The sequence below is a fragment of the Emticicia sp. genome, assembly GCF_049241225.1.
In the GTDB taxonomy this organism is placed as follows: domain Bacteria; phylum Bacteroidota; class Bacteroidia; order Cytophagales; family Spirosomataceae; genus Emticicia.
Map to the genome: position 1 here is coordinate 24363 of NZ_JBMLRC010000277.1, position 18334 is coordinate 42696.

At 38.4% G+C, this 18334-nt stretch carries 20 protein-coding genes; 10 read left to right on the top strand and 10 right to left on the bottom strand.

Translation table 11 applies throughout. The features are described 5' to 3' along the window. Nucleotides 1-5: 5 nt before the first annotated feature. Nucleotides 6-1325, bottom strand: a complete 1320-nt coding sequence (locus ACOVO2_RS14850; RefSeq protein WP_421770734.1) for a UDP-glucose dehydrogenase family protein — start codon at nt 1323-1325, stop codon at nt 6-8. A gap of 451 nt (nt 1326-1776) precedes the next feature. Here ACOVO2_RS14850 and ACOVO2_RS14855 point away from each other — a divergent pair, with 451 nt between their 5' ends. From ACOVO2_RS14855 to ACOVO2_RS14870, 4 genes are all read left to right on the top strand, one after another. Further along, nucleotides 1777-2421, top strand: a complete 645-nt coding sequence (locus tag ACOVO2_RS14855) for a gluconate 2-dehydrogenase subunit 3 family protein (RefSeq protein WP_421770735.1) — start codon at nt 1777-1779, stop codon at nt 2419-2421. 127 nt (nt 2422-2548) lie between these two features. Further along, nucleotides 2549-4267 (top strand): GMC oxidoreductase, encoded by a 1719-nt coding sequence (locus ACOVO2_RS14860; RefSeq protein ID WP_421770736.1) that lies wholly within the window; start codon nt 2549-2551, stop codon nt 4265-4267. Between the two features lie 151 nt (nt 4268-4418). Next, complete coding sequence (locus ACOVO2_RS14865) at nt 4419-5123, top strand: hypothetical protein (RefSeq protein WP_421770737.1); 705 nt, start codon at nt 4419-4421, stop codon at nt 5121-5123. A 40-nt stretch (nt 5124-5163) separates the two neighbouring features. Next, nucleotides 5164-5523, top strand: coding sequence for a MauE/DoxX family redox-associated membrane protein (locus ACOVO2_RS14870; RefSeq protein WP_421770738.1), 360 nt, complete (start codon nt 5164-5166; stop codon nt 5521-5523). Nucleotides 5524-5565: 42 nt separating this feature from the next. Here the strand turns inward: ACOVO2_RS14870 and ACOVO2_RS14875 are convergent, their stop codons facing one another. The 3 genes from ACOVO2_RS14875 to ACOVO2_RS14885 form a co-directional block, all read right to left on the bottom strand. Beyond that, entirely contained in the window at nt 5566-6033 is a 468-nt protein-coding gene (locus tag ACOVO2_RS14875) for a Dps family protein (RefSeq protein ID WP_421770739.1), read from the bottom strand. Between the two features lie 67 nt (nt 6034-6100). Further along, nucleotides 6101-6592 carry a ferritin-like domain-containing protein gene (locus ACOVO2_RS14880; RefSeq protein ID WP_188764722.1) on the bottom strand — a complete coding sequence of 164 codons (492 nt, stop codon included), beginning with the start codon at nt 6590-6592 and terminating at the stop codon, nt 6101-6103. A gap of 626 nt (nt 6593-7218) precedes the next feature. After that, nucleotides 7219-7371, bottom strand: a complete 153-nt coding sequence (locus tag ACOVO2_RS14885) for a lmo0937 family membrane protein (RefSeq protein ID WP_421770740.1) — start codon at nt 7369-7371, stop codon at nt 7219-7221. 226 nt (nt 7372-7597) lie between these two features. Here ACOVO2_RS14885 and ACOVO2_RS14890 point away from each other — a divergent pair, with 226 nt between their 5' ends. The 5 genes from ACOVO2_RS14890 to ACOVO2_RS14910 all read left to right on the top strand — a co-directional run bounded on the left by ACOVO2_RS14890 (nt 7598) and on the right by ACOVO2_RS14910 (nt 12442). Then, entirely contained in the window at nt 7598-8515 is a 918-nt protein-coding gene (locus ACOVO2_RS14890; RefSeq protein WP_421770741.1) for a YihY/virulence factor BrkB family protein, read from the top strand. Nucleotides 8516-8604: 89 nt separating this feature from the next. Continuing rightward, the gene (locus ACOVO2_RS14895; RefSeq protein ID WP_421770742.1) at nt 8605-9414 is read left to right on the top strand and encodes a hypothetical protein; all 810 of its coding nucleotides are present in this window, start codon (nt 8605-8607) and stop codon (nt 9412-9414) included. A gap of 133 nt (nt 9415-9547) precedes the next feature. Next, entirely contained in the window at nt 9548-9916 is a 369-nt protein-coding gene (locus ACOVO2_RS14900) for a LytR/AlgR family response regulator transcription factor (protein WP_421770743.1), read from the top strand. A gap of 43 nt (nt 9917-9959) precedes the next feature. Further along, nucleotides 9960-10622, top strand: a complete 663-nt coding sequence (locus tag ACOVO2_RS14905; RefSeq protein ID WP_421770744.1) for a response regulator — start codon at nt 9960-9962, stop codon at nt 10620-10622. Continuing rightward, on the top strand, nt 10619-12442 hold the full coding sequence (locus ACOVO2_RS14910; RefSeq protein ID WP_421770745.1) for a sensor histidine kinase: 1824 nt from the start codon (nt 10619-10621) through the stop codon (nt 12440-12442). The genes ACOVO2_RS14905 and ACOVO2_RS14910 overlap by 4 nt, the downstream gene beginning before the upstream one ends. A 60-nt stretch (nt 12443-12502) precedes the next feature. Here ACOVO2_RS14910 and ACOVO2_RS14915 read toward each other — a convergent pair whose 3' ends face one another. Continuing rightward, entirely contained in the window at nt 12503-13372 is an 870-nt protein-coding gene (locus tag ACOVO2_RS14915; RefSeq protein WP_421770746.1) for an alpha/beta hydrolase, read from the bottom strand. Between the two features lie 73 nt (nt 13373-13445). Then, nucleotides 13446-13925, bottom strand: coding sequence for a hypothetical protein (locus ACOVO2_RS14920; protein ID WP_421770747.1), 480 nt, complete (start codon nt 13923-13925; stop codon nt 13446-13448). A gap of 384 nt (nt 13926-14309) precedes the next feature. Here ACOVO2_RS14920 and ACOVO2_RS14925 point away from each other — a divergent pair, with 384 nt between their 5' ends. Beyond that, nucleotides 14310-15584 (top strand): DoxX family protein, encoded by a 1275-nt coding sequence (locus ACOVO2_RS14925; RefSeq protein WP_421770748.1) that lies wholly within the window; start codon nt 14310-14312, stop codon nt 15582-15584. Nucleotide 15585: 1 nt separating this feature from the next. On the opposite strand, the gene ACOVO2_RS14930 is transcribed toward ACOVO2_RS14925, so the two are convergent. The 4 genes from ACOVO2_RS14930 to ACOVO2_RS14945 form a co-directional block, all read right to left on the bottom strand. Continuing rightward, entirely contained in the window at nt 15586-16233 is a 648-nt protein-coding gene (locus ACOVO2_RS14930; protein WP_421770749.1) for a VOC family protein, read from the bottom strand. Between the two features lie 83 nt (nt 16234-16316). After that, on the bottom strand, nt 16317-16730 hold the full coding sequence (locus ACOVO2_RS14935) for a DUF6157 family protein (RefSeq protein WP_421770750.1): 414 nt from the start codon (nt 16728-16730) through the stop codon (nt 16317-16319). Between the two features lie 66 nt (nt 16731-16796). Beyond that, a complete protein-coding gene (locus ACOVO2_RS14940; protein WP_421770751.1) occupies nt 16797-17603 on the bottom strand; it encodes an alpha/beta fold hydrolase in 807 nt (268 codons plus the stop codon). Nucleotides 17604-17677: 74 nt separating this feature from the next. Then, nucleotides 17678-18334, bottom strand: a 657-nt coding sequence (locus tag ACOVO2_RS14945) for an alpha/beta hydrolase family esterase (RefSeq protein ID WP_421770752.1), incomplete at its 5' end; no start/stop codon positions are given.

Sequence of the window (18334 nt, forward strand, 5' to 3'; positions counted from 1 at the left end):
TCCTTTTATTCCCCTTTAGGGGTTAGGGGTCTTCCAACTGAGAAATATGTGTAGCCTAAATCACGCATATCTTTTAATTCGTAAAGGTTACGGCCATCAAAGATAACTTTATTTTTGAGAGCAGCTTCCATTTTATCGAAATCTGGTGTACGGAATTCTGGCCATTCGGTCATAATCATCAAGGCATCAGCTCCTTCAATGGCTTCGTAGGGGCTTTTAGCATATTTTACTTTTTTACCAACTACACCACGCACATTTTCCATTGCTTCTGGGTCATAAACTACTACTTTAGCACCTGCTTTACGCAATTCTTTGATATTATATAAAGCTGGAGCTTCACGAATATCGTCAGTGTGAGGTTTGAAAGCCAATCCCCAAAGAGCAATTGTTTTGCCTTTCAAATCGCCATCGAAATATGCCTTTACGTGTGGCATCATCTTTGTTTTTTGCTTCTCGTTTACTTTCATTACTGATTTCAAAATTTTGAAATCGTAATCAAACTCATTAGCAGTTTTTTCTAAAGCTTGTACGTCTTTCGGGAAGCAGCTTCCACCGTAACCAATACCAGCAAACAAGAAACGCTTACCAATACGGCTATCAGTACCGATACCACGACGAATATCATCGACATTGGCACCTGCTTTTTCGCAAAGGTTAGCGATTTCGTTCATGAACGTAATCTTCATTGCTAAGAAAGCATTCGCTGCATATTTTGTCATTTCGGCCGAACGCTCGTCCATAAAGATAATCGGATTTCCCTGACGCACCAACGGAGCATACAATTTTTCCATTACTTTCTTAGCTTTTTCAGAAGTCGTACCGATAACCACACGGTCAGGCTTCATAAAATCTTCAACGGCAACACCTTCACGCAAAAACTCTGGGTTTGATACAACATCAAACTCAACTTTTGCATTTTTGGCTACACGCTCACGTACTTTTTCGGCTGTGCCTACTGGTACTGTACTCTTATCAATAATTACTGCATAATTTTCGAGCAATGGCCCAAGGTCATTGGCAACCCCCAAAATATACTTCAAATCGGCTGAACCATCTTCACCCGGAGGTGTCGGCAATGCCAAGAAAATCACTTGTGCATCTTTGATACCTTCAGCTAAATTTGTTGTAAATTTCAAACGACCTTCTTTAGTATTACGGTCGAAAATCACATCTAAACCTGGCTCATAGATGGTTAGTTTTCCTTTGCGAAGTTTCTCAACTTTACGCTCATCAATATCTACACAAGTCACTTGGTTGCCTGTTTCGGCAAAACAAGTACCCGTTACGAGTCCTACGTATCCTGTTCCTACTACTGCTATTTTCATATTTTTAAAGCCACCCCCAACCCCTAAAGGGGAATTATTTTAAAAACTTTTATTATCTGACGAGGGTATTTTCAGATTAAAGTTTTGTATTTCTTAGTCTTTAATTTGTTGGCACAAATGTATAACTTTTTTTAGAAACAAAAATTTTATTCAGATAAAAAAAATAAAAATTTTTTCTAAAAAAGTGGACTTAACGACTGCTTTGCTTCTTTAAGTCTATGATTTTGAATTAAAAAAAATGTTTTTGCAATTCGGTAATATTTTAAAACATAGTAAAAAATAAAGATTTTATGGTAATAATTTCGCTTGGTGAATAAAAATAAAATACAATAATTTCAATGTTTTATCGCTTTTATTAGAATTTTCGTTCGTATATACTTGCACAGACAAGTTATTCTTTCGTAATTTCACCACTTTAATCTAATTGTCAATCCTAAAAGAACGTCTTACATTGAATAGAAGAGATGCCATACAAAGAGTTGCCTACCTGATGGGAGGTGCTTTGTCTGCCCCAACAATGATTGCGATGCTCGAAGGCTGCAAGTCTAATACTGCAACCGAAGCCGCAACCTCTTTTGCGTTATCGACCGACTACAAAAGCTTGGTTGCCGAAATAGCCGAAATCATTATTCCGAAAACTACAACCCCAGGAGCTAAAGAAGCTGGTGTTGGTCCATTCGTAGAAATGATGCTGAAAGACTGTTACAAACCTTCGCAACAAGAGCATTTTGTGAAAGGTTTGGATGCACTCGAAGAAGAATCGAAAAAAGCCAATGGTGGCAAAAAATTCTTGGAAAGTACGCCTGAGCAACAAACTGCCCTCTTGAAGAAATTTGAGGCGATGGCAAACGATGAAGCTAAGAAAAACGAAACTGCTAAGAAAATTGTAGATTCTGAAACTGGTCTTGCTAAAGAAAGTAAAGGAAAAGAAGAAGCTCCACCAGTGCCTTTCTTCAAAATAATGAAAGAATTGACGCTTTTGGGCTACTTTACTTCAGAAATTGGTTGTAAACAAGCATTGGCCTATGTGGAGGTTCCGGGTAAATACGAGGGTTGTGTAAAAATGACTCCAGGACAAAAAGCTTGGGCTTTATAAAATAGTCAACAGTCGATAGTCGACTGTCCACAGAAAATTTGACTATTGTACTGATACTATTACCACTGCTGACCGTGGTTTGTGGACTATAGACTAATAATACTTAAATAATAATCTATTCAATCTGATGAATATTCAAGGTAAAGAAAAAGAGAAAATGACTTACGACGCCATCGTTGTAGGGTCGGGGATATCAGGTGGCTGGGCTGCCAAAGAATTATGTGAGAAGGGCTTAAAGGTATTGATGATTGAGCGTGGACGTGACATTAAGCACGTGGAGGGTTACGAAAATGCAATGAAAAATCCGTGGGATTTTCCGCACCGTGGAAACATGGATAATATGGCTCGTGAACAATATTGGGCAAGTGTTCGTACGGGTTATACTGGCCGTGAAGAACACCGCAATATGTTTGAAAATGATAAAGAAAACCCTTATGGTGAGAAACGTGGATTCGATTGGATTCGTGGGTATCACGTAGGTGGGCGTTCGTTGATGTGGGGACGCCAAAGCTACCGCTGGAACGAGCGTGATTTCACGGCAAACCTCGAAGACGGTCATGGTATCGACTGGCCAATTCGATACAAAGATTTAGCACCGTGGTATAGCTACGTTGAGAGCTTCATCGGTGTAAGTGGTACAAAAGATGGTTTGGATGTATTACCTGACGGAAATTTCCAACCAGGAATGGAAATGAACTGTGTTGAAAAAGAATTCAAATCGAGAGTTGCCAAGAAATTTGGTGGCCGTGCCGTTACAATCGGGCGTACGGCTCACTTGACTGCTCCAACCAAAATCCAAACCGATTTGGGTCGTGCATCTTGCCAATTCCGTAATGCTTGTATGCGTGGCTGCCCTTATGGCGGTTATTTCAGTACGCAGTCGGCAACTTTGCCAGCAGCCAATAAAACTGGTAATTTGACTTTAACTACCGATAAGATTGTTCACCAAGTAATTTTCGATGACGAAAAAGGTAAAGCAGTTGGTGTAAAAGCAATCGACCAAAATACAAAAGAAGAATACGAATATTTTGCAAAAATTATCTTCTTGAATGCCTCAGCTATCAACTCAGCGTGGATTATGATGCAGTCGAAGTCGAAAACTCACCCGAATGGTTTGGGTAATGAGTCGGACCAATTGGGTCGTAATATCATGGACCACCACTTAGCAGTTGGTGCTTCGGGTACTTTCGAGGGCATGGAAGATATGTACTATTATGGTCGTCGTGCCAATGGTATTTATGTGCCACGTTTCACAAACTGGGGTAGCGACAAAAAACGTGATTTCGTACGTGGATTTGGCTACCAAGGTGGTGCCAGCCGTGCAAGTTGGGGTCGTGGCGGTCAGATGGACGGCTTCGGTGCTGATTTCAAAGAAGCAATGACACAAGTAGGGCCGTGGTCGTTTAATATTGGTGGTTTTGGTGAAACTTTGCCAGATTCAAACAACCGCTTTACGCTTTCTGACAAAAAAGATAAGTGGGGCTTACCAGTTGTTGAATTTGATGCAGGTTGGGGCGAAAATGCCCTGAAAATGCGTGTAGCAATGATGAATGAAGCAGCCGAAATGCTTGACGCTGCGGGTATGAAAAATATTCAGACTTACGATGACCGTAGCAAAAACCCAGGTATCGGTATCCACGAAATGGGAACTGCCCGCATGGGACGTGATGCCAAAACTTCGGTTTTGAACGCCAACAACCAAGTTTGGGGAGCAAGCAACGTATTCGTAACTGACGGTGCAGCCATGACTTCGGCATCTTGCGTAAACCCATCGCTTACATACATGGCTCTTACGGCTCGTGCAGCAGATTTCGCTGTGAGTGAGTTGAAGAAAATGAATTTGTAATTGAGTCCACGAACGATGGACAATAGACCATAGTTACATAAAAGCAGCGAATTTGCCTTTGGGTGAGTTCGCTGTTTTTTTGTTTTAATAAAGTTTTTCTCAAATATTTGTAACACAAGTTTCAAACTTGTGCTACAATACTGAAACATTCATGCAAAAACGCCCCAAACGCCGCACTTATACAAAATATATTCTGCTTGTTTTCTTGCTTGCTTCGGCTTCGGTGTATTTATACTTTATGAAACGAACGCCCATTTTGTGGGGCTACCATCAGTTTTATTTCACACCTAAAAAATATAAAAATACACTGCATCAACTGGCTGATGAACGTAAGAAGTTAGCTTCCAACAGTGATAATCTTAGTCAAGTATTTATTCGTCAGTTTCGTAGTTTAATGCCTTTTTGGTATGGCACTCGTTATTCGTTTTATGGGCAGACCGAAACCCCAGGTGAAGGAAAAATTGCCTGTGGCTATTTCGTGACAACGGTTTTGGAAGATTTGGGCTTGAAAATCGAACGGAATAAACTCGCACAGTTGCCTTCGGAAGAAATGATAAAATCGCTCGTCGAAAAAGAGTCGATACGTAGGTTTAGCCGATATACTATTACTGATTTTTTGGCGGATGTGCGAAAGACTGGCACTGGGCTTTATGTGGTCGGGCTTGATACACACACGGGATTTTTGCTCTACCAAAACAACGAAATGCGTTTTATTCATGCCAGTGGTAGGTTTCCGTATGCGGTCGTAAACGAGCGAGCCAAAGAGTCTATTATTTTGGGTAAATCGAATTACCGAATCGTCGGAAAACTGAGCGATGATGAAAAGGTTTTGCAGAATTGGTTGTCGAACCAATAGTAAACGCTATATTTAGCGATACAATCCTAAAAACTGTACTATGAAAAACCTAAAACTAATCCTTACCTACTTGTTCGGGGCTTTTTTGATTTTTGGTGGCATCAATCATTTCATCAAACCCGAAATGTATGCTCCTTTTATACCTGATTTTTTGCCAAGTTTAGCCATTAATTATCTGACTGGAATCGCAGAAATTGCGGTGGGCGTGGGCGTTTTTATTCCTCGTTTTCGCTCAATGGCTACACTCGGAATCTTGATTATGATGCTGGTGTTTTTGCCGCTTCATATCTTTGATGTTTTCAAAGAAAATCCTGCCATCGGTAGCCATCAAGCAGCTTTGATTCGCCTACCTTTACAGTTTGTATTGATTGCTTGGGCTTGGTATATCCATAAAAAATAGCTTCCTATACTAAATAGAAAGCTATTGATAGATGAGGGTAGTTTATTTCAAGAATGAGCGTATCATCCAAGCCATTTTTTCGTGTTTTGCCAAAACTCCCGTCAAGAAATCAGTTGTTACGGGGTCTTTCAAGTCGGCAATATCATCAATGTCTTTACGGATATTCTTGCAAAGAGTCTCTTGGTCGGCTAAAAGTACTTTCATTTGTTCGGTCTGATGCTCGTTGTACGGGCCTTCGGTCAGGCGAGCGACAGATAAAAACTCTTTCATTGTGCCAATTGCCTGATACCCCAATTGAGTGATACGCTCGGCAATTTCATCAATGGTTTCGGTCAGAATTTCGTAATGAGATTCGTAGAACTTGTGTATTTCCATAAAACTTGGCCCAGTGATATTCCAATGGTAATTGCGAGTTTTGATGACCAATACGTGTTCGTCGGCCAGTAATGTCGATAAAATGTCAGTTATTTTTTGGCTTTCGCTTTTGGGTATTCCAATACTTGCTTGCATGAATTTAGTTATTTTAAAGATGATTGATATGGGTATGTGCGAAATAGAGTTTCGTCAGAAGCTTTACCTATTGAGTAATATCTAAAGCTGCAATTTCAGATTTGGTGTCGGTATTGGCTTTCATCAATGACCTGATAATATCCAAAGATTCGGCAATAATTGTTCGCTGTACGATTAATAAAGCCCGCAATGGCTCGCTAAGTTCGTTCATTTCTAAAGCCAAATCATACGCCTTGATGGCTTGGGTATCACCAAACTCGCACGAATTTAAGATTGTGTGTCGATTTTTAGAGCTAAGTGCAGCTTTGAAATCCAACCAAACTTGATGTACTTTTCCTAAGAACGTACTCGAAGTGCTTGGCTCGCCACCGAGTTTTACGACATACTCGGCCAATGATTCAGCAAAGCCATCGCTTTCGTTGATAATACTACCAAATAATCCTTGCAGGTCTTCCTGAGTTACATCGCTTATTGCTTTCTTGTAGCCATCAATTCTACTGTGATTGATTTCTATCAGCTCGTTGAGGGTATCTCTGAGTGTGTCGTGTTGTGTTTTCATGGTATTTATTAAATTTAAAAGTTGTGTACCCAAAATTTAGTACATTGTAATTTACGTAAGTACAACATTTTTTTCGTGTTCCTCCCTCCCCATCGGGGAGGGAAAGAAAGGGTGGGGTTTGTAAGTGATTGATAATCAGTTTATTTTGCATCCTCCCTAACGGCAGCGGCCGGCCGTCCTCCCCGATGGGGAGGGAACTAAATCAAAACTCATACTTATTTAGTTTACAGTGTATTTAGTACATGGTAAACTAAATGCTCATAATCTTTATGTCCTATTTCCAGAGGAGAACAGCCACAAAAACCTTTTTGGCATTTAGTTTACAATGATTTCAATATAGAAAACCGATGCTTTGAAGCATAGCAGAGGCCAATCTTATACATCAGGCGTGAACTTGCTTTATACGACTAAAGTTGTGTTTGATTTTTTTCAAGTAGTCAACTTTTTGTTTGTATTCTGAGTTCATATTTTTCACTACTTCAGAATTAAAAGGGCTGAAGTGTTTTGAAAAGAAAATCAGCGAAAATGAGGTTAATAAACCTGCTATTAAAAATCCGATTAAAATGACAGCTTCCATTGTTTTAATTTGTTATAGTGAATAAATATGAACTATCTTCTTTTAAATATTAGACTTTGCCTCTACGAATAAAACCTACCAGGAATGATACGATGGCTAAAACCAATAAGACGTGAATAATTCCAGTAGCACTGTAAGCAAAAGCACCGATTAGCCATCCAATGACTAAGATCACGGCGATGATATACAAAATTGAACGCATAGTTGTAATGGTTTAGAATGTGAATGTTTTGACTGTTTCTTATACTGATAAAATTTCTATTCCATTGATTATAAGGCCAAAAACTGGGGAAATATTTGGAATGTGTATATGTTTTGTGGAAAAAAATACCCACCATATATACTGGTATAAAATTTTGTTTTGATAAGACAGAAGTCATTATAAAAATTGACTCAGATGAAGTCTTACTTACCTATATATACACATTATGAAATATTTAAAACTTATAAAAAATACTTTTGAAGGCTTTATGAATGATAATGCCTTTAAGCTGAGTGCTTCGTTGTCTTATTACACTTTGTTTTCGTTGGCCCCGATGATACTCATATTTTTATCGGTAGTTGGCTTTTTTTACGGACAAGACGCTATTAGAGGCCAACTCTACGGACAAATAGATGGTCTGATTGGCAAAGAAGCTGCTTTACAGGTGCAGCAAATGGTACAAAAAGCTGAGCTTTCTGGTAAGACTGGTTTTGCAGGAATTGTTGGATTTGTGATGCTTTTTGTTGGAGCAACTGGTGTTTTTGCCGAAATACAAGATTCTATCAATCAGATTTGGTCGCTTAAGGCTAAGCCTAAAAATGGAATTTTAAAATATTTGACAAATCGTTTTTTGTCTTTTTCCTTAATCGTTTCTTTCGGCTTTTTATTCATTGTTTCGCTTTTGGTTAATACTTTGCTCGAGGCATTTAGCCAGAGATTAGCATTGCTTTTCACAGAATCAACCGTTCATTTATTTACAATAGTCAATTTGGGTGTGATCTGGGTAGTAATGACATTGCTTTTTGCAATTATTTTTAGAGTATTACCCGACGGAAGAGTAGCTAACAAAGATGCCCTAATGGGGGCAGGCGTAACGGCTTTATTGTTTATGATAGGAAAATATTTTATTGGATTTTATTTAGGTCAATCAAATATTTCAGATATTTACGGAGCTGCGGGTTCGATAGTTATCTTGCTTACATGGGTATATTACTCTTCATTAATTTTGTTTTTTGGTGCTGAGTTTACCAAAATCTACGCTTTTGAATATGGGGAGGGTATAAAACCTGCCTCTTACACGGTATTGATCAAACAAACTGAAGTTCAATCTACTCAAAAAAATGTTGAAAACATTGTTAAATAAAAATTAGTCTTAATTGATAACGTCTAGCTAAATAGAAAACGAACGAGTATAAACCATGGTCGTTTTATGTGCTTTAAATCTTTAGAATTATGAATACAATAGCAAAACAAATAGGGGTAAAAACAATACAGATACTCAATTGGGGCTTTTTTATGATAATGGTAGCCACCAATTATTTAGCCAATGCAGTGCCATTTAATAATAAAACTACTGGTCAACTTTCAGACCAATATCCAAATCTTTTTGTGCCTGCGGGCATCACGTTTTCGATTTGGGGAATTATCTATTTATTATTATTGATTTTTTGTGTAAAACAAAGTAAGAATCTATTCAGCAAATCGCCTGACCCATCGACCAATGCTTTGGTTGATAAAATCGGACTACGATTTGTGGTGAGCTGTATCTTAAATAGCCTCTGGATTCTCTATTGGCACTATGAACATTTGTTTTTCTCGATTCTGATCATGCTTGCTTTGTTGATCACCCTCATCGATATCGTCAGGAGAATACATTTTCTTAATAAAAACACTGAGATTCAGGTCCCAGGCGTTACAAAAGCGGTTTTTGGCATTTATTTAGGTTGGATTTGTATCGCTACAATTGCCAATATTACGGCAATATTAGTGTTTTTTGGTTGGAACGGATTTGGACAATCAGAAGTTTTCTGGACCTGCCTAATGGTAATGATTGGTGCTTTTATTGTAAGCATTACGGTACTCAATTTTAATAATGCTTTTATTGGGGTATCAGTACTGTGGGCATTTATAGGTATAATTATCAAGAGAATAGAGGCTCCCGAATATCAGCGTTTCATTGTCTGGGTAACCGTTTTTGCAATGATTATAGTGATTACTAGTATCTTTTTAGAAACAACAAAATCTGCTTTTCGAAAAGCTTAAATAACTATACAGTCAATTATTCCTTGTTGATAGTGGCAGCTAACCCCAATTTATGGGGGTTGGCTGCCACTTTTTATTTATGCAATTTTGTTTTGCCTATCATTAAATCTGCACATTTTTATAAAATTTTTTAATGCTGATTTCTCCTTTAGAGCCTAAAAAAACTTTTGCTATGAACGAAGTAATGATTACCATTCGCACGAAGGTTGCACCCGAAAAAATTCTGTTTTGTGAAGCAGATATAAACTACACTAAAATATACTACAAAGACCGCATGGATATTGTGGCTGTAACTCTCAAAGATGTTGAAAAGCGACTCGATAGTTCGCTTTTTTATCGAATTCATAAATCATATTTGGTTAATATTAAGTACATTGCATGTGGTAGTGACTTCCGAGAAATTGAAATGCCTAATAACCGTCTGATTGTAGTATCGAGACGCCGAATGTCCTTGTTCAAAAAAATGCTTAAACAAAAATCTATGACTAAAATCTTGATATAAAATATACCTTTAGATTTTATTGCGAAAGCCCAGAACTAATGCCATGAAAATTAGCGTATTGATTGCTGACGACCACAAACTTTTAGCCGAAACACTTAGTAATACACTAAATGCTACACAACTGTTTGATGTTGTGGCGGTATGCCACACAAGTAAAGATACGCTTTGGAATATCCAGTTGCTCAATCCACAAATTGTTTTGCTTGATTTAAACATGCCGCTGGTCAGCAATGATTCGCCCCGCTTATCGGGTTTAGAAGTTTTAGAGGAATTAAAGACAAACAACAGTAAAACACGATCGATAGTTATTTCGAGCCACAGTGATTATAATTTTATTAAACAATCGCTAAATTTAGGTGCAAAAGGTTATTTATTTAAAAATACTTCGATCGATGAAATCGAAAAGGCGATTCTGACGGTTTTGGAAGGCAATATTTATTTGCAGAAAGAGGCTGAGGAAATTTTTAAGAATAAACAACGTAATCACGACAACGAAGATACATTTGCAGGTGCGATTTCGCTCACGAAACGAGAAAAAGAGGTTTTAGGGTTTATATCGAGAGGCTTTCGAACCGAAGATATTGCGATAGCCTTGAATCTGAAAAAATATACAGTCGATGAATATCGAGATAATCTTGTTCATAAAATGAAAGCCAAAAATTCGGCTGAATTGATAAGGATTGCCTTCGAAACAGGTCTTTTATGAAGAAAATTCTATTTGTTTTTCTATGCTTTATTATGGGTGCTGCACAAGCACAAAACACCCCCGTAGAAATAAACCCGACTGACCACGAAGTTAATTTTCTGAGTAAAACTTCTTTTCTGCTTGACCCCAGCGGTAAAATTACTTTCAGCCAAATCAAACGAACGAGTTTTCAGCAATTACCCCAAAAAACCGTTAATTTTGGCGATAATCAGTCTTATTTATGGTTGAAGTTTAGTGTAGTCAATAATGCCAATCAAACCAGAGTTTTTTCGTTGGTAAGTAAAGGTATCGACAGCTTGCAGTCGTATCAGCTTGCAGAACCCACCGCCAAAATTCTAAAAACTGGACTTACGGGTTCGCATATTCCACTTCATTCAAGAGAATTCTCCAGTCCATTTCTTACTTTTACGTTTCAGTTATTGCCGCACCAAGCGAGTAGTATTTACGTTCGGGTGCGTACGCTCAATTATCCGCTAAGCGTATATCCGTTTCGTCTGTTTAGCCAAAATACCGCCAAAAATTTCATCAAACGCCACGATTTACTGCACAGCGTTTATATCGGTAGTATGGTTTTTTTATTGCTTTTTGGGTCGGCATTGTTGTTTTTCTTTAAAGAAAGAATCTATCTTTTTTATTTACTCTGTGTGTTATCATCGCTGACGATGATGCTCGTTTACAACGACTATTATTACCTAATTTTTGAAAGAATCCCCGAAATTATTCGTACAAAAAACTTTTACGCTATTCCTACCTCTTTTGCATCACTGTTTTATCTATATTTTGCTCGTGAGTTTTTGGTGTATGGATATGACAAAAACGCTACCATTAATCGAGCCATCAGTGTAGCCACTTTCGGTACGGTGTCAGTTGTAGTACTTTTTATTGTTTTTGGTTGGAATGTCTATCAGTTCCGTTTTCTATTTTATTTCTTCATTTTTGTTCTTTGTTCGCTTACAATTTTTCTTCTGTATCGTAGTTTAAGACTCAATTACAAACCCGCTTGGCTTTTTCTGATTGCCACGTTGCCTGTGTTGTCGATGGGTTTTTGGGAAACAATCTCAGACCTACATCATACACCCGTACAAGAGATTCACAGTTATTATTATGCCTGTACGATGTTTGAGATGTATATGCTCACGCTTGGGCTTTCGCTTAAATTTAAAATTGCACAAGACGAAAAAAAGAAATTACAGGCCGAAGTATTTGAGATAGAATTGCAGATTCAAGAAAACGAACGTCAGCGAATAGCCAAAGATCTGCACGATAAACTCGGCGGAATACTGGGGGCTTTGAAGATAAATCTGTCGGTCTTGACCAGAAATGATTCACTGCAAGCAGACGATACCGAAGCCCTAAATAAAAGCCTCACAATGCTTGATTTTACATCCGAGGAAGTACGGAATATTTCGCATAGTTTGGCATCGAGTACCCTCATAAAATTGGGCTTGGTGGCGATGCTCATCGAGATGTACAGATATTCGGATGCCCCCAAGGTGCGAATACAAAATAACGGATTTCTTGCTCGCCTTGACCTAATCAAAGAAATGGCTTTGTATGCCATCATTCAGGAATGTATCAATAATGCTCGCAAACACGCCGATGCAAGCGAAATTTCGGTGAGTTTTAAGCAGATTGAAGATAAACTTACAGTTATTATAGAAGATGACGGCAAAGGGTTTGAAGTGAAAAATTCATCGAATGCCGGTAAGGGATTAGATAATATTGATTATCGTGTAAAAGAGCATCTTGATGGTCAGATTAATATTGATACTGCAATTGGGCAAGGAACAATAATCATGATTAAACTAAAAGTATCATAAAAAAAGGCTGCCTTTTTCGGTGGCAGCCTTGGAGTTGCGAAGTAGTAGTAATATATGTCTTTAAAGATATTTATCGGCAAATTCGAGCATTTTATCAATCGTTTCGGGTAGTTTTCCCCATTCGTGATAAAGCTCTGGGTAGAAATGATATTCGTGTTTGCTTCCCATTTCTTCGAGTTTTTGCTTCATTTTTTCTCCTTGCTCGGGCGGTACAATCGTATCGCTTCCACCATAAAATAAAATCGTAGCGGGCGATGTTTTCTTCATCTGAAACACTGGGCTTGCCGAACGATAATGTTCGATGGTTTCATCGTTAAAAGGTTTTCCTATTAGCTTGATGATGTCGCTGTTCATACGTCCTTGTCGGAGCCTTTCCGAGGTTAAATCGGCAGGACTTGCAATGCCACCAACCACTTCAACGAGTTTTTTGTCATCAGCCGTGTACGAGTATAACATTGCCAAATGCCCACCCGCACTGATGCCCAAAAGGAAAAATTTTGGCGTAATATTTAAAGATTTTGCGTCTTTTTGTAATTTTTTCAGCAATAAGCCAATATCATCCAACTGTTGTTGATAAGTGATACCTTGCTGAAAGGTAAGTCGATAGTTGGCGTTTACAATGGCACATTTGGTGCGTTTTTGGCGGAGAATATCAACAATCGGATTTATAAAACTTTTATCGCCTTCGCTCCAACCGCCACCATGCAGCAACACAACTACTGGTACTTTATCTGATTGGTTTTTGGGTAAGTAAATGTCATAATTTTGAAGTTCGTTTTCGCCGTATTTTTCATTTCGTTTTATATCATACTCAATGTCTTGCTCGGGTTCTCCTTTGATAGAGTAATTTTTATTGAAAAGTGGTACAACATCAATGCTATCGCACGACCAAAACAGTAACATCAGACCGATTATTAGAAAGTTTTTCATGGTTAATTACATTTATGAGAATCATTTTTTAAATACAGATTTATGAATGATTAACGGTTGAAAACAAGAAGTTTTACTTAATGGCGATTCGAGCCGTTACTGCTACGTCATCAAGCCAAACTCCCTGATAGCCAATGAGATTAATGGCGGGTTTCCAGTCTAAACTTAGGTTGAGTGGAATCTCCCGAAAGGTGTATTCAAGTCCCAAAATACCATCGGCTCCAATAACCGTGTGATTATCGTTGTTATCGAACCACGGGTTTCCATAGCGTTTGCCATCACGCCAAAATCCTACGTGACCTCCAATTCCATAATACCAACGCCAGTTAGGTGTCTGAAAGGCTGCTTTATGAATCTCGTAGAGACCCGTGAGATTCACACCCTGCCATCTCGAATACAGAATACCTTCGACGGCTTCTTTGTTATTCATTTTGTATTTTACACTCAGGCCATAGCCGTAGTTGAGCCTTGCACCAATACCCAGTTTGTACTGAGCTTGGGCGGTTGTAATCGAAATAATAATCAGAAAAGTACTTACTATTATCTTATTCATGTGTTAGTTGGTTTAAGTGTACAACTATGTTTTAAAACTTTGTACCAAAATTGAGATAGAAGGAGAATTATCTACAGAGGGAGTTTTTGTGGATTAATTTCTACATTTTGGGGAAATTATTGTGCTGATTTTTGTGGAACAAATTTTTTCTACTATTTATCAACCAACTGAGGGTTATCCACGGTATTATACTTCTCTTTTTAGGAGGTAAAAATAGGTTTATAAATAGTGTTTAGGTTAGTAAATGGTAAATAGCTGCAACGATTGTGTGCAGCTTTTTCTTTTTTTAGCTATTTTGCAAGAGCCAACAATGAAAAAGAAATAGAAAATTTGTATATTTTCAACGTTTTCTGATTCTGCAATTTCCTCTAAACCTTTACACTTATGGCAAACGAAGCTAAATGGTCAGTTGCTCATAAACTGATTTTCTATTTTTGCTTTTTATTCTTTGGTCTAAATACCTTCCCTTTTCCTTTAGATTTTATCGGAGAACCAGTCTATAATCTAATTGAAAAGTTTTGGACACCAATCATCAATCTTTTAGGTAATGTATTTTTGGACTTAGATGAAATAACTGTTCGCCCGAATGGCAGTGGCGATACCACTTGGAATTGGCTCCAAGAGCTTGCTATTCTCATTATTGCATCGCTCGGGAGTATCGTTTGGCTGGTAGCTGCTCGCAGCCGAGCCAATCACGAAAAATTGGTTTATTGGCTCAGAATCTACCTGCGTTATTATCTGGCAGCAACTATGCTTTCGTATGGTTTGGTGAAGGTTTTTCCACTACAATTTGGTACAATTACCACTTATCGCCTCTACGAACGTCTCGGCGAAATGAGTCCGATGGGACTTTTGTGGACATTCATGGCGTACTCTAAAGGCTATCAGCTTTTTGGTGGGTTGATGGAAGTGTTTGCAGGTTTGTTACTAATCTTTCGCCGAACCACCACACTGGGTGCATTATTGAGTGCGGGCGTGATGCTTAATGTGTTTATGATGAATTTGTTTTTTGATGTACCCGTCAAGATTTTCTCGTTTTGGTTGATGCTCATAGGTATCTATTTACTTTCGGCTGATGCCAAACGCCTTTGGCAATTTTTTGTATTGAATCAGCCAACGCAAGCCACTCAAGAAATGAAAGTCTTTGCTGATAAAAAATGGTTTCGCATAAGTAGAATCGTGCTAAAAGTATTGTTTATTGGAATTACTTTCGTTGCTCAATTTTATAGTAATTGGAAAGATGCTGCACCTATTTCAGCACCTAAATCGGCTATTTATGGGCCTTATACAGTAGAAAAATTTGAGCGAAATAACGTAGTTTCAGAAACTGATACTTTGCGTTTGCAAGAAGTATTTATCGACCGCCGAGGAGCCACGGATATGATTTATGTGACGAATGAAGATGGGCTACGTAAAAGGGTAAATTTCGAGCTTGACTCAACCAAACATATAATCAGAATGGGAGATTATGCCGCCCCTGTAACCGATACTGCTCGATATACATTTAGTTATGCACAGACCAGTGCCGAAACTTTATTATTGAAAGGAAAAATCAAAAATGATTCTATACGAGTTGCAATGAAGAAAATGAAGCCCAGAAACTTCTTGCTTACTACTCGTGGTTTTCATTGGGTAAATGAAGTGCCTTTTAATAAATAGTTTAGTATAGAATCATTAAACTCAAATCGTCAAAAATTTTTGTTTTGCCTTGTCGGTGCTCATCAAATGTAAGTATGAGTGAGGGGGCTTGTTGCGAAATAAATGAAATATTTGCCTGATTTTCAAATGCTTTTAAAAAATTAGCACTTTTATCGTTTGGCAAAAACGAAAACTCAGCTTTCGTAAGGCGACTAATATTATTTGAATGTTCGGTTGGCTCAGAAGTTTTCTTTTTATCACCCTTAAAAGGTAGTCGGAAAGTCCACGGAAGTGAGGGGTTTGTTTCGTTGGTCAAAACATCAATCTTCAATCCTTCAGGAAAATATTCAGGTTGATACTTAGTTGCATCACGAAATAAGGCATCGGTATCATCCGTATTTACCAAACACAAACCAAGAGGCGAATAAGTATTATTAGAAAAATTTGCACGTTCCCATAGTTTAGTGGGCAATATTAAATCACTTTTTATTTCGGTTTCGTTATGCACCCACAAGATTTCTAAGAAAAAATTCTCGAAATAAAATTTTCGATTGACAGTGCCTTGCCCAGGATGGACTCTGCTACTTCCTTCTGTAAAACCAAATTCTTCGAGCTTATCTGCTTCGCTGCCATTTGTGTTACTAAAAATAAAGATGTGGTCGATTTCCATGAGCGTTAGTCGTTTATACTACTGAAAACCATAATTTAACAAAAATGTTTATTGGCTTATTAATCAGTAGTGATAGCTTTTATCTATTTATTCGACCGCATCGCTTTATAGACTTTTATCGAATCATCATTCATAAACTGTTCATATTCAGGGCTTTCGCAACCATAAATGGCGATTTTTCCTTCTTCGTTGTGGTGTACGCCCCAACCGTAACGCTTTGTGAGTGGCGATGCTCGAAGGCATGCTTGTCCTTTTGAGAAATAAGCAGCACGTGCTTCGGCCAGTTCGTTTTCGGTTAAATCATTTTTTTCGGCAAAAACCTGAAATAATACATCGTCAGAAGTGTATTTGTAGGGGTTTTTCTTCAAAATCTCAAACTGAATATTGGCGATTGATTTTTTATCACCCTTCATTGGTGGCACTTCGCCTATGCTGGCGGGGCAATCGTCGGCCACGGCAATGAAGGCCGTTTCGTAGTTGGTCGTATGTACTTTCATAAGATAACTGGTTTTCTACAAAGAAAAACAAACTCACTGACAACCCTATGTCAGTAATAAATATTTTTACTTCAAAAATGCCCGAACGCCTTCCGAAAACTCTTCCGTATTGTAAGTGCTATTATGATTTCCCTTGACAATTTTGAGCGTGGCGTTCTTAAAATAGGTCTGCAAAACTTCTGGGTCGCCGTTGTCTTTATCTTCATTTCCTGCAATAACCAACACTGGTTTCTTGAATTTCAGCAATTCACTGGGTGAGGTTACGGGCTGGTATTTTTGCAAATAACCCAAAGCCAAAGTGTCGGCGTTAATTGATTTGGCGTATTTTACCGCACCCTCGGCAATAGGGTGGAGGTGAGCTTTTCCGCTGAAAGCTTCGGCAAACATCAGTCTTCTATCCCAGTTTGGGTTCGTAAAATGTTGGCCCATTCCACCCAAGACAACTTGCGAAATTCGCTTGTCTTTCGTCAGTAATTTGGCCGCCACAATTGCCCCACGAGAATAACCAACAACCACATACGATTTGATTTTTAGCTCAGAAACAATTCCCGCAATGTCAGCCGTTTCGATGTCGTTGGCATAGAATTTATCTTCGTGTGGTTTATCCGAACGCCCATTTCCACGTAAATCAGGCACAATTACCCGATAACCATTTTTTACTAAATCTTTGAATAAAGCAGTTTTTCGCCAATTGGCCCCAGTATTGATAAAACCGTGTAAAAGTACTATAACTTTTCCCGAACCTGAGTCAGTATAAGCAATGCGTATTTTATCGGGTGCTTCGTAGTATTTGAAATTTTGTGCAAAACTACAAGAAGAAAAAAGTAGTATGAAAACCACACTAAAGCTACCAAGTTGTTTTAAGCGTTTCATAATTTTAATTGAGGTTGAAAAGAGTAGGCAAGATAAGGCTTTTATCCCCATAATTTACCTATTCTCTCGGAGTTTTATGGCAGCTGATATCGCTTAAAAAAATCCCAAATGACATCATTGGCATTGATAGCCGTTGAAATTTCGTCGGCAGCAGCTCTGGCTTTTTCGCCACTTGGCCATGAGTGCCCGCCATCTTTGGTCAGATAGATTTCTACCGAACTATTGGTGCAGTTTGCCCAGCGAGTAAGGGTATATTTCTCGAAATTCTGCACAGTTTTGGCCGTAGCATTACAAGAATTATTCTTCAACCAAGTATTAATTCCCTGCTCAATCGGCGGAATTGTGAAGCCAAAAGTGCTTTTTCCTCCATTATATGGCACTTTAGTATCTAAAACCGAATGAATATGCAAAACTGGAACTGGCCTTGACGAAACACATGGTTGAGTAGTGACCATTGAGCCAGCTACTGGAGCAATGGCGGCGATTTTATTGGAAAGTTCGCACGCTAACCGATAAGACATCATTGCCCCGTTCGACATGCCCGTTGCATAAACTTTCTTACGATTGAGTTTCGGATAATTCTTCAATAGTTCATCAATCAATAAACTAATAAATTTTATATCATCAATTTTTTTTTCAACGGCATAATCGCAGCATGTGCCAGCATTCCACGTTCGGGCTTTCAGTACCCCATCGCTTTGTACACCTTCGGCATAGACAATAGCAAAATT

Excerpts from the sequence above, each read along its gene's own strand:
- ACOVO2_RS14865 (WP_421770737.1), top strand. The coding sequence starts at position 4,419 with ATGCAAAAACGCCCCAAACGCCGCACTTATACAAAATATATTCTGCTT.
- ACOVO2_RS14930 (WP_421770749.1), bottom strand. The coding sequence starts at position 16,233 with ATGGAAATCGACCACATCTTTATTTTTAGTAACACAAATGGCAGCGAA.
- ACOVO2_RS14885 (WP_421770740.1), bottom strand. The coding sequence starts at position 7,371 with ATGCGTTCAATTTTGTATATCATCGCCGTGATCTTAGTCATTGGATGG.
- ACOVO2_RS14935 (WP_421770750.1), bottom strand. The coding sequence starts at position 16,730 with ATGAAAGTACATACGACCAACTACGAAACGGCCTTCATTGCCGTGGCC.
- ACOVO2_RS14895 (WP_421770742.1), top strand. The coding sequence starts at position 8,605 with ATGAATACAATAGCAAAACAAATAGGGGTAAAAACAATACAGATACTC.
- ACOVO2_RS14920 (WP_421770747.1), bottom strand. The coding sequence starts at position 13,925 with ATGAATAAGATAATAGTAAGTACTTTTCTGATTATTATTTCGATTACA.
- ACOVO2_RS14890 (WP_421770741.1), top strand. The coding sequence starts at position 7,598 with ATGAAATATTTAAAACTTATAAAAAATACTTTTGAAGGCTTTATGAAT.
- ACOVO2_RS14925 (WP_421770748.1), top strand. The coding sequence starts at position 14,310 with ATGGCAAACGAAGCTAAATGGTCAGTTGCTCATAAACTGATTTTCTAT.
- ACOVO2_RS14870 (WP_421770738.1), top strand. The coding sequence starts at position 5,164 with ATGAAAAACCTAAAACTAATCCTTACCTACTTGTTCGGGGCTTTTTTG.
- ACOVO2_RS14940 (WP_421770751.1), bottom strand. The coding sequence starts at position 17,603 with ATGAAACGCTTAAAACAACTTGGTAGCTTTAGTGTGGTTTTCATACTA.
- ACOVO2_RS14915 (WP_421770746.1), bottom strand. The coding sequence starts at position 13,372 with ATGAAAAACTTTCTAATAATCGGTCTGATGTTACTGTTTTGGTCGTGC.
- ACOVO2_RS14860 (WP_421770736.1), top strand. The coding sequence starts at position 2,549 with ATGAATATTCAAGGTAAAGAAAAAGAGAAAATGACTTACGACGCCATC.
- ACOVO2_RS14900 (WP_421770743.1), top strand. The coding sequence starts at position 9,548 with ATGCTGATTTCTCCTTTAGAGCCTAAAAAAACTTTTGCTATGAACGAA.
- ACOVO2_RS14875 (WP_421770739.1), bottom strand. The coding sequence starts at position 6,033 with ATGCAAGCAAGTATTGGAATACCCAAAAGCGAAAGCCAAAAAATAACT.
- ACOVO2_RS14910 (WP_421770745.1), top strand. The coding sequence starts at position 10,619 with ATGAAGAAAATTCTATTTGTTTTTCTATGCTTTATTATGGGTGCTGCA.
- ACOVO2_RS14880 (WP_188764722.1), bottom strand. The coding sequence starts at position 6,592 with ATGAAAACACAACACGACACACTCAGAGATACCCTCAACGAGCTGATA.
- ACOVO2_RS14850 (WP_421770734.1), bottom strand. The coding sequence starts at position 1,325 with ATGAAAATAGCAGTAGTAGGAACAGGATACGTAGGACTCGTAACGGGT.
- ACOVO2_RS14905 (WP_421770744.1), top strand. The coding sequence starts at position 9,960 with ATGAAAATTAGCGTATTGATTGCTGACGACCACAAACTTTTAGCCGAA.